The following is a 2,945-nucleotide window of genomic DNA, read 5'->3' as shown; positions in this document are numbered from 1 at the left end:
CTCGCTCTGACCCCCTTTGCTCCCAACTCCACATGCCCTGCCGGTGACCAAGGTCAGCGGCAGGGCATCAAAATAGCCGTTTTGTTGCATCCCGCACACATCAAAGCGGAAAAATCCCCCTTCTTTGTTAGCGATAGCCGCTGAAATATGGTCATTTAACATCACATCGCTATAATATCGGCCTGCAAACCTGATACTAACAACGAAGGAATTATCATGAGCCTGAACCTGGTACCGGCCGGCAAGAGCCTGCCCGACGATATCTATGTCATCATCGAAATCCCGCAGAATGCCGACCCGATCAAATACGAAGTCGACAAGGACAGCGGTGCTATTTTCGTCGATCGCTTCATGTCTACCCCGATGTTCTATCCGTGCAACTACGGCTACGTGAACGCGACCCTCTCTCTGGATGGTGACCCCGTCGACGTACTGGTTCCGACCCCCTACCCGCTGCTGGCCGGTTCCGTCATTCGCTGCCGTCCGGTTGGCGTGCTGAAGATGACCGATGAATCTGGCGAAGATGCCAAGATCGTTGCTGTACCGCACTCCAAGCTGACCAAGCAGTACGACCACATCCAGGATGTGAACGATCTGCCGGAACTGCTGAAAGCCCAGATCCAGCACTTCTTCGAGCGCTACAAAGAGCTGGAAGCGGGCAAATGGGTCAAGGTGGAAGGTTGGGGCGACAAGGCAGCTGCAGAAGCCGAGATCAAGACCTCTGCCGAGCGTTACGCTGCCAAGTAAGCGTCACTTCGCTTGTAAAAAAGGCGCCTTATGGCGCCTTTTTTGTCGGTATTTGCGGCAGCTGACCGGCCGCATCTCCGCTAGGATTGCCCTGAATGTATATTTCACGACCATCTTTCTGGTAGGGACGATAGTAATCACCGCCACAGCGATAGCCGCCGCCCGGCTGGCTCATCAGCTCGCAGTTGACCGGCAATACCTCCAGCCACTTGATGGCCTGCTGGTAGCGCAACCACTCCTGCCATTCGTGTTCGCGCGCCAGCTGGTCACGCAGAGCAAAGGTATCCGCCACGGACATCCCCTTGTTGACGATCACCTGACCCGCCATGGCTGGCAGGCTGAGCAGCCCAAACAGCACAATGCTCCAAGGCTTCATAACCCCTCCAGAGTGACTTAATTTCACAATTAAATTAAAAGTCACATCAATCTGTTATCCAGATCACAAAACGAAACATCACCAAAGTGGTGCCGGCTCACCTAGTTGTTAATTATCGTCCACGGCAGGAAGCACCACCATGAAGCTGACCCCCACGCTGTTGCTCAGCCTCACTCTCTGCACCACTCTTGGTGCTACAAGCAACGCCAGCGAAATCAACATGAGCTGGCAGTGGCAATCCACCGATGGCCAGCGCAAGCACTTCCAGCTGACCACCGACGATCAGGTGATGGCCGCCAGTCGCCACGAGATGAGCCTGCTGAAGGCCTCTCTCACCAATCCGCTGGAGACCCTTTACGCCTACATCAGCCCGCGGCTCTACAACAGCATCAACCTGATCAACCAGAGCAGCCCCGAGACCGCTACCAAGTTTCGCAATCTGGAGCAGGCCTTCACCCTGCGGGACGACAGCATGGAGTCGATGCTGTTCTGGCAAGCCTACCAGCAGTATCAGGAGGATGCCTTCTACCAGATGAGGGTGATCCCCTGCGTCCATCCGGCCAATCGCAAACTGCCTTGCGTGCGACCCGATTACTCCCAGCTCTTCTACCACTTCAAAGGGCATCTCAAGCCGTTGGCGCAGCAGTTTGCCGCCAAGGATCTCGCCACCAGCGTCAGCCTACTGCAGGAGTGGCTGAACGCCATCCCCACCCAGCCGGAACAGCTGGATCACTTCGCGCCGCCGCTGCAGGCGTTGCAGGATAACAAGGCCGACAGCGATGAGAAGGCGCTGCTGATGGCCAGTCTGCTGGCGGAGCTGGCCCCGCAATATGTGCTCAGCATCATCTACCCGGATATCAGCATCGGCAGCGTCTCCCCTGCCTGGCTGGCCATTACGGCAGACAGTGGCGTACCCGGTGATGTGGTGGTGATCAACAATCAGCGCCATGTGCTGCTGACCGGCTCATCCCTGCTGGCCCAGCAGATGACCATGGCCAAGATCCCCCTCATCAGCGAGTCGCTCTACTGACGCAGACAGCTCAGACCAGCTGCCAATTCATTGATTTTTATCGATGTCATGCCATCCTTGCCGCCCTTGCCAGCCAACCACCTGACTGGCGGGGCGCCGACGCTTCTGAATTGCGATCTTATTTAACACTTTTTAAACAGATCCGATCAGTTTAGGATGAAGCTCGCCCATTCCCTCAATCCGAAACTCGTTATAACATAACAAATGGAGTGTCATCAGGATGAAACATCTCGTACTTACTTTGGCGCTGCTGCCATCTCTGGTCTTTGCTCACAACTTCAAGGATGGCAACCCGGTGCCGCTGGTCAATGTCAGTGACAAGGGCGAGCTGGTACTGAATGGCAAGGATATCGGCTACCAGCCGTGGCAGAGCACCTCGCTCACCGGCAAGGTGTTCCTGATCCAGCATATTGCCGGTCGCTCCAGTGCCAAGGAGCTGAACGCCCCGATGATCGAGGCGATCAAGGCCGCCAAGTTGCCGCAAGACAAGTACCAGACAGTTACCGTCATCAACAGCAATGACGCCATCTGGGGCACCTCCGGCTTCGTGAAGAGCAGTGCCGAGGACAGCAAGAAAGAGTTCCCCTGGTCCGCCATGGTGCTGGATGCCAAGGGGATGGCGCGCAACGCTTGGGATCTGACGCCGGAAAGCTCGGCCATCATCCTGCTGGATAAAGAGGGCAAGGTGCTGTTTGCCAAAGATGGCCAGCTCGACGCCAACAACATTGCTACCGTGATGGGGCTCATCAAGTCCCATCTCTAAGTCAGAGAGAAAGGGCGCTGATGGCGCCC

4 protein-coding genes are annotated in these 2,945 nt (G+C 56.2%); 3 read left to right on the top strand and 1 reads right to left on the bottom strand.

Translation table 11 applies throughout. The features are described 5' to 3' along the window. Nucleotides 1-216: 216 nt before the first annotated feature. Nucleotides 217-747 (top strand): inorganic diphosphatase, encoded by a 531-nt coding sequence (gene ppa, locus AB5Y92_RS01275; protein ID WP_005335667.1) that lies wholly within the window; start codon nt 217-219, stop codon nt 745-747. A gap of 28 nt (nt 748-775) precedes the next feature. Here ppa and AB5Y92_RS01270 read toward each other — a convergent pair whose 3' ends face one another. After that, nucleotides 776-1,123, bottom strand: a complete 348-nt coding sequence (locus AB5Y92_RS01270; protein ID WP_043821717.1) for a hypothetical protein — start codon at nt 1,121-1,123, stop codon at nt 776-778. 139 nt (nt 1,124-1,262) lie between these two features. Between AB5Y92_RS01270 and AB5Y92_RS01265 the strand changes: the two genes are divergently transcribed. Continuing rightward, complete coding sequence (locus AB5Y92_RS01265) at nt 1,263-2,153, top strand: hypothetical protein (protein ID WP_042052397.1); 891 nt, start codon at nt 1,263-1,265, stop codon at nt 2,151-2,153. 220 nt (nt 2,154-2,373) lie between these two features. After that, a complete protein-coding gene (locus AB5Y92_RS01260) occupies nt 2,374-2,916 on the top strand; it encodes a YtfJ family protein (RefSeq protein WP_005343253.1) in 543 nt (180 codons plus the stop codon). Nucleotides 2,917-2,945 lie beyond the last annotated feature (29 nt).

This window comes from Aeromonas sp. R1-1 (assembly GCF_040908495.1).
GTDB classification, from domain to species: Bacteria; Pseudomonadota; Gammaproteobacteria; order Enterobacterales; family Aeromonadaceae; genus Aeromonas; species Aeromonas veronii.
Note: the sequence above shows the minus strand (reverse complement) of the source record. Positions and strands in the feature narration are given on the sequence as shown.